The organism is Dolichospermum circinale AWQC131C (genome assembly GCF_000426905.1).
Lineage (GTDB): Bacteria > Cyanobacteriota > Cyanobacteriia > Cyanobacteriales > Nostocaceae > Dolichospermum > Dolichospermum circinale.
Map to the genome: position 1 here is coordinate 104001 of NZ_KE384623.1, position 8652 is coordinate 112652.

4 protein-coding genes are annotated in these 8652 nt (G+C 35.6%); all 4 read right to left on the bottom strand.

The window, feature by feature from the left end:
- Nucleotides 1-1924: DUF4214 domain-containing protein (locus ACIR131C_RS26120; protein WP_196811774.1), on the bottom strand; the 1924-nt coding region annotated here is incomplete at its 3' end.
- Between the two features lie 726 nt (nt 1925-2650).
- The gene (locus ACIR131C_RS22850; RefSeq protein ID WP_081677204.1) at nt 2651-5653 is read right to left on the bottom strand and encodes a glycosyltransferase; all 3003 of its coding nucleotides are present in this window, start codon (nt 5651-5653) and stop codon (nt 2651-2653) included.
- An 11-nt stretch (nt 5654-5664) separates the two neighbouring features.
- On the bottom strand, nt 5665-6690 hold the full coding sequence (locus ACIR131C_RS0114785) for a glycosyltransferase family 4 protein (RefSeq protein WP_035372160.1): 1026 nt from the start codon (nt 6688-6690) through the stop codon (nt 5665-5667).
- Nucleotides 6683-8197 (bottom strand): methyltransferase domain-containing protein, encoded by a 1515-nt coding sequence (locus ACIR131C_RS0114790; protein WP_334310843.1) that lies wholly within the window; start codon nt 8195-8197, stop codon nt 6683-6685. The genes ACIR131C_RS0114785 and ACIR131C_RS0114790 overlap by 8 nt, the downstream gene beginning before the upstream one ends.
- Nucleotides 8198-8652: the final 455 nt, after the last annotated feature.

Consider the following 8652-nt stretch of genomic DNA (forward strand, 5'->3'; position numbering starts at 1 on the left):
CAAAATCTGTGGTCAGTTTGGTGATCTCATTTTTCTCAGTCCCAGTGTCAGTAACCGCGTTAGAGACTAAATTCAGGATTTGAACTTTTCCTTTCAATGTTAGATCTACACTTTGACCCTTTCCTTTCAATTTTAAATCAACATCGTTGTCTAGAGTCTTATTCAAGGTGAATTTGTTAACTGTAGTCGCACCGCTGAGATCAACCGTATCGGCTACAAAATCATACTCTTTAACAGCAGTAATCTTAGCTGCATCAACTGTGACTGTGGGAGCGTCAAAACTTAAGACCTCAACGTTGTCAATACCGTTGATAGCAGCAAGTGCGGCGGCTGTAGTAGCATCAATGTTAGCATTACTAGTCAGTCGCAATGTATCCTTGCCCTCACCACCGTCAACTATGGTTTTATCGTCAAATGGGTCGAATTCAAACCCAACACTATCATCACCCTTACCGCCTGTGAAATCAACCTTACCTTGACCTGTAAAGGATAATTTGACACCACCAGTGTTTTCTTTCGCATTTACAGTTGTTTTTGCATTAGGATTTGAATCTACTGTTGTAGAACTGTTGGGATCATTAATGTCTGTTCCACCTAGTCCAGCATCTCCAGTAATATTCAGTGTTCCTCCGGTAGCACTAGAAGATAGTGGAATAGTTAGGAAGTCAATCCTATTAACCCCGTCTGTAAACTCACTTGCCAGGTCAAGGTTAATGGTAGTGATTTTATTACCTTCAATGGTCAAATTTTGTAGTGTAGAATCTGTCAGCGAAACACTTGCAGTTGTTCCATTACCAAAATTACCAGTAATAAAACCACTATTGGTAACGTTGTCAATACCGAGCTTAATATCTCGTAGTCCAGAGATGGTGGTAAAAAAGTTGTCTGGGTTAAATTTGAGAGTGACTTCCTCCAGACTCGAACCAGCAAGGGGGCTGAAGTCAATATCACTCCGCAAATTAATCAACTCTACCTTTTCAACATTGAGGAGAGTAGGCAATATTCCATCGCTGTAGTAGTATTTAAAGGTGTCAATACCAGCGCCCCCGTCAAGTTTATCCCCCGCTTGAACAGTGGCAAAGAACAGATTACCATTATCGCCTATGAACAAGTCCTTGCCATTTGTACCTGTAAGGATGTCATTGTAGTTGTTTAAAGTAAACTGTGTTTCAAAGTTATTAGTAATTCCCTGAGCAACATCCACCTTATTGTTCAAAGTTTGTCTATCTGCATCACTAGCAGCGCCCAGAATCTCTAGTGTTACTGCTGCTCTTGTTGAACTATTTAGTCTCCCAACCCAGTAAGCTAGACCTTCCGCGTCTGTTGCGCGACCGAAAGCATTACTGTAAAGTTTCTCAACAAAGTCACTGTTTATTAAACCCGCATATTTATCCTGAGCTTCTTCGGAAGCTATAATTTCTTTGGCGATATCAGCGACAGATGTACCAGTATTCAACCGTCCTGCCCAATAGGTTCGACCATCTATGTCGGCTGCGCGTCCCAAAAGGGTAACATAAAGTTCTTGAACTACCAACTCATGAGTGGTGTTTTTAGCTACATTAACCTTACCATTGAAAACTCCTTTATCAGCAGGACTGGCAAAGTTAATTATATCAACAACGACGGTGGCTTTTGTGGTTGAGGTTGGTGTTGCTCCTAATTTTCCAATCCAGAATGTCTTACCAGCACTGTCAGGAACTCGACCGAAAGCATTACTGTAAATGTAGTCTATCAAATCACCATTACTGAATCCACCAAATAGTGCTTTCCCTTCTGGAGAATCAATTAGGTCTGTAGCGATTTTGGTGATAGTGACACCGCTATTCAACTGAGAAGTCAAATCAGCTAACTCTTTGGTACTTGCTGGACCCTTCAGGAGGGTAATAAAAAGACCCTGGATTGAATTAATGTTTGCTACTGTCATAGTCTCACGTTCACTCCATGAAATAAATTGCTTATAAAACCGTCTTGGCGCGTCATGCTTCCTATTAATTTCGACAATGTGATTTTGTTTAAAAAAATCATTTAGAAAGCTACTTGGGTGAGATTGTAAACTACATATCCATATTTTGTCAATTAAAACACTCTATTTTTTTAGAAAAATTTTATAAGAATTTTAAATATTTCTTTATAGCTGATTATTTGCTGAATGGCAAATCTGTTTTTTTTACACCACCTAAATTGGAGGAGATTGGGGCTATAAGGTGCCAACATGAGTCATAAAACCATTGCAATAAGCTAAAAACCTTTAATTGCATATTGGGGAGGACAGGATACCCAACCCACAGCAGTTTTACTTATAAGCAATATACAAGTTAAATTTTCAACAGCTTACAGGCATCTTGATCGGTAAGGGTGTACCTGACTCAGATAAAATCACCCATAACCTCAACTCTAGAGGAGTTGAGAAAAATTATAAGTCTCAGGGAACAGGTAACAGGGAATATACCATAAAAAAATGCTGTTGATCAAGCCGAATAATTGCGGTTAAAGTCTGTTATGGCAAGTTTCAGTTTTGTTATTGAAACTCAATACTCCACTTAGCTATAGCTTATACCCAATGGGTAGGTTTTCAGAGAGGAGCTAAAAGCATAGTGGATGGGTTAAAGGTATAATTGATTTAGGTGCAATATGCTATACATCATTTTTTTCATTTTTTAGCTAAAACAATAATTGTATTTCTTAATAACGGATGATTATCCCCAAGTGCATTAATTATTTTATAAGGATAATCATCTGTACCAGAACGCCAGTTACAATAACTGTTAATCCCGTAGATTTGGATATCCTTAAAACCAGATTTCTCTACAAGATTGTAAACTTCTTTTGGGGTATATTCACGATTATGCCTATCTAAACTACCATAAAATATTTCAGGCTGCCAAAAAATATTAAATTCATTCAACAGTGCATATATATTAGAAATATTGCATATATTTGGTGTTGATAAAATCAATAAACCATCTGTCTTTAATACTCTTCTTAAATCTGATAATATTTCTACCGGATTCTTTATTGCTATATGTTCTAAAACTTCGGTGAAGTATACTGCATCGAAAACATTATCATCATAAGGAAGAATTTCTTGCTCAAGATTACGTTCTATGACACCTAACTTTTCTACCCAGTCAAGGGAAGGATATGTCTCACGCCAGGCTTCATTTAAATTGACACCAACAACCTTCATACCGAGTAAGTGCAAGCCAATACCAATATGTCCAGGAGCAGAACCAACATCTAAAATTCTTGACTTCTTTTTTAGTGTCATTGCAGCCGCCAAGTAATGCAAATATCTAGGAACTGACGCTTTAAAATAGTCGCCATGACTCTGGATACCAACTATATCTTTGACTTTATTTAACAAAATTTCGGCAGATTTCAAATGTGCCTGAATAGTTTGTGGGATATTTGTTGATAATAAGGAACTAATTTGAGAATGTAAAAGAATTTGTTCTACCAAAGCAATATCCTGATCTTGAGAAACTTCTTCCTTCTCTTTCTCAATGTTGTTGATTTTTAATAAATTTAAATTTTTTCTATTACCAGAAAATAAGTCAGGTATAGTATCGCTAAACTGGGTTTCAAATTTCATCATTGCATCATCAACTGCTAAAATATCTAAATAAAACTTGTCAACTTCTACATTATACTTCTTAATTCCTCTGAGAAAGTTTTCCCGAAATCCTGGAGTATTTTTGTAGTGAGACTCCATAAAAAATAGTTCTCGGTAACGTTCTGGATGTTTTTGCATTAACAAAACATCTTTCTCAAAAAACTGGTTTCTTTCTTCGAGACTTTCACCTTGGTCAGTACGAAGATGAGGAGGGTGAAAAACACAAACGTCTTCAGCAAAAATAACTTGTCCATGCTGGCAAATTCTCCAACCTAAATCAGTATCTTCACGGAAATGTGGATTGTCAAAAGATTCATCAAATCCATCAACAGCCATAAATATTTCCCGTCTAACCAGCAAATTTGCTGTCATAAAACCGATTCCTTGAAACCCTAGATTGGTTACAGACCGGTAATTATCATCTTTGAGTTTGTCGGAAATAATTAGTCCTTCTACGCCAACTACATCATTATTTTGAAAGTATGTTATGCTATTTTCTAACCAATCGGGCTTTGGTTGACAATCATCATCAGTAAAGGCTAAAACTTTTCCTCTAGCATAATAAGATGCTCGATTTCTAGCTATTACTGCTCCCTTAATATCACTATGGATATAAGTGATGTCTAAATGAGAATATTTTTCTGTTTGTGTCCATGATTTTTTACTTTGATCAACTATAATAATTTCAAACTCTTGGAAAGTCTGATTTTGTAAACAACCTAGTAAAACTTCTAATTTATCATGTCTTTCATAGGTAGGAATAATCACAGTAAAAAATGGTATATGATCACCTAACTTGAGTCTATTTCTATGAAGTAACAGCCCTAAATTATTGGATATTCTTTGCCAAGCATACTTTCTTTCTACTAAGCTTCTAGCTGATTGACCAAGAACCTGATTATAGTTTTTGTCATTAATAACTCGTTGGATACTACTGGTAAACTCTTCTGCTGTGCAGATATGGATAGCTGTTTCTGATCCTTGAAATATACCTCTAGCTCCAATTGGTGTTGATATTACTGGTAAGCCAGCAGCCATAAAATCAAACATCTTGATATTTGTACCTGAACCTGAGAACATTGGGTTAATGGCTAAATCAGATGCAGCTAAATAGTCAAGTTTTTCACTTTCTTTCAAAAAACCTGTTAAGATTACATTAGTAATATTTTTTTCACTCAGTTCCTCTTGACGAAATTGATCACCCACACCACCACAAATAGCAAACTTAACATCTGGCATTTCTCGCGCTAATTTATCAATAATAAATCTTGCGGCTTCAGTGTTGGGTACATAAGAACTACCCATAAAAATCACCAGTGGACTATTCCCTATATTTATATTTAATTTTTTTCTGGCTATTCTCCGTTTGCTATCACTTGAATTTTGAATTTTATCTGTAAATACACCATTAGGAACAATAGCGATTTTACTAAATGGAATATTATAGAGTTTATGAAATAGTTCTCTATCCTCATGGGAACAGGCAAGAATTAAATCACAATTTTGACAAAGTTCGTATTCTATCCTAACTACATTTTTCGCAATTTCAGTTCCGAAATTACCATCATCTAATAAACTTGTTCTTAATAAACCCTCAACGTTATGGGAGTCGTAAACCACAAGTTGGGGACGTGATCTTAATAGGTCTTTTACTAAGGGGTATACCCAGGGATGAGAAAAAATGACAATATCTGATTCAGCTACTTTGCTTCTAGCTGTTTCCACAAATTGACTGGAATGATGGCCTAGCAAATTAAAGCAAGAATCTATAATAGTTTTACCACCTAAGCGTGACTGCCATTCAGCACACTCATAAAAGTGTTGGTCACTCAGAGGAATATCAATTTCTTCTAAAGTTTTGCTCAACCGATGATGCCGATAATTTTCTCCCGGCCAATCATAAGATCCTATATATGTAGTAGGAAGATACTCACCCATACCGTGATATAAGCCTAGTAACCGCAGTCTACCCCCCCCAATAGGTGGATCTATGGGCTGCATATCTAAGACAGTAACTTGAAAGATTTGTTTTTCGTTCATTTTTATTAACTTCACTCTCGCAGAACACCCAATAATCTCTGAGATATATTTGACCAATTAATGTGGCTTATGTCAAGCCTTCCTCTTTTCCCCATGACTTTTGCTTGTTCGGGATCATTGATAAAATATTCTATGGCTTTAGCAATTTCCTTTGCTTGAGGAGCAACCACAAAACCATTAATCCCATTTTTAACGAACTGTAAGCATTCTCCAGAATCGTGACAACTAATTACTGGTTTTCCATGGGCAAAAGCCTCTAAAGTGACGTAGCCATAATCTTCTCGTATCGGTACAAATGGTATAACTAAAGCATTTGCATACAAATTTAAAAGTTCCTCATCCGAAACTCTACCTAGAAATTGTATCCGCTCATCTGTAGGACTAAGTGCGCGTAGTTCTTCCTGCTGTTCACCAGTACCGACAATTTTCAGACGAATAGGATACTGAAGATGACCCATGGCTTTAATTACTAAATCTACTCGCTTCCAACGATGTAACCTTCCTGGCATGAATATATATTCATAGTTACCTTCATGGAAATTATTCAATACTAATGCTGGATGCAAAACCTCGCTTTTAATACCATTCCATTTAAGTAGTCTTTGACTTACTTCGTTACCAATTGTAAAAACTTTCTTAGTTCTTGGTGAACTTAATGCTCCTGTATCTAGTTTTTGAATAGTATCCCTTTGAGTTTTGAGAATTTGATTACCATCACCAAACTCTTGTTCAAACATATCATAAAATACTCTAATAGTATGAACGAGATAGCATATATGGTTAGGATGACGCACCAAAAAAGTAGGAGCTTTCGTAGAAATTACTGCATCGTAATCAGAAAGATCTAAATCGTAGCAACGTAAATATGATTCTTGTATTGTCTCAAAACTGGATTCATCAACCAAAACTTGAACAAGATTTGCAGATGTAGTCGGAGTATTCAAAGAATCTATAAGACCTGCGAAAAATCTTTCTGCTCCTCCAATCTCTCCGGTGATCATGCGTGGTACTACCACTGCAATCTTATATTTACTCATGTTTATACCCTACCACAGCATAATCCTGTGGACCATAGAAAAGATCGTTAAAGCGTTCAGCTACACCTTGACCATTAATTTTCGCATTTTCTGGGTAGGGATGCAGTGTGATGATTTGAGTATTGTATAAACCACAGGTTTCAGCCATAAACTTGATTGTTGGGCTAGGTAATGGATTAATATGAGTTGGATCTAGATAAAAGGTGTTACTTCCGACTAATACGTTATCTGGATTTGGAGTTTCAAAAATAACTAATCCTTGGGGTTTAATCACCCTAACTGTTTCAGAAAATAACCTCATCAACATCTTAAATGGCAGATGTTCTATAATATGAAATCCCGTTACAGCACCCAAACTATTGTCTGGTAAAGATGCCAAATAGTCAATCACATCTCCCGCTATTACCTCCAAACCTCTGGCTTGACATTGATCTATCATGACTCTGTTGATATCTAAACCTCTAGCGGTATATCCCCATTCCCTTAGCAGTTCTAACCACTCACCCCGTCCACATCCTACATCTAAAATAGGTGTGTCTGGTGTACCAACATTTGCTTTTTCAATCAAGGGCAAATATACTTTTAATCTGTTGAAAATGTCTTCACGAGTACCTCTAAAATGGTCTTCAAAAGCAAGGTAGAAAGCATTTAGTAGATATTGATCTTCACTGACAAAGGTTTGCAGTTGTTCTTGATTAAAAGGTTCTGGTAATCGCTGTCGCGCTTCTTCTAAAAATAAGGATATCAATCTCTTCTGCTGCATTAAATCATTTTTCAGGTAACTATCATTTCTAAAATGACGCTCATTCATCCCTTGAAAACGAGTATCTACAGCAGTTATTTGTTGCTCAAGTTCTTGAATACTATTATCTACAATATTCAAATGATCGTTTACTCCTTGAAAACGAGTATCTACAGCAGTTATTTGTTGCTCAAGTTCTTGAATATTATGATCTACAATATTCAAATGATCCTTTACTCCTTGAAAGCGATTATCTACAGCAGTTATTTGGTTATCAAGTTTTTGAATACTATTGTCTAGAATATTCAGACGTTCATTTATTCCTTGAAAATGAGTATCCCCATTAATTAGAAAATCATCTATTTGTGACTTTAAAGTTTTAATTTCCGCTATTAGTTGGTGATTAATCACTAGAGATTCTTTTAAAGACAGGATCAAATTGAAGTTAACTTCTCTTTGGTCTTTAAATAAAAAGTTGATGCCTTTTAGAATCAATGTTTGTAATTTCGATATTAAATTAAAGGGAAAGCGATTCAGTTTTTCAGGCCATTTCGTCCGAATATAAGCTCTAGATTCGGCATTTTTTAGTAAAGATTCAATATAGCCCATCCTTGAGCCAATATTTAACGTGAAATCTGATGTATCTATATTGTTATTATTTATATTTGCGCCGGAAGAATAACCTTGACGACTAAGGATCTCTTGACGAATCTTCTCCATTAACTCATCGACATTAATTTCAGGGTTATTGTTTTCAATCATCATTCAAAATGTTAAAAATAAATTACGATACTTAAAACTTTGTGTAAGTTAGACAATGAAATAGCCTGGTCTTGTTCATAGATATGGGAACTACCACAAACGCAAAAACCACAAGCTTTGATTTTACTGAGAAATTTTTAATTCACATAAGACTGACCTAAGTAAATTTGATTTTGCTGAAAATAAATCTTTACAGATTGTACTTTTTTCTCATCTTACTAAGATAGCAGTTCTCATGTCCATGAGGTACAAAGTTTTTTAGTTTTAGGTAAAAGGGAAATCTTGATAGGTAATAAAAGGCACATTTTAATTTTAGAGACATAAGGGATATATAATAATACTTTCATCAAGCTTTCTACTGAATATTTAGAGTTAATGGAGTATTTTTAGAGATTATATCATTATTAGTGATCATTATTCATAAACTATCAGGGTCAATATTTAACTCTCTCAACTTT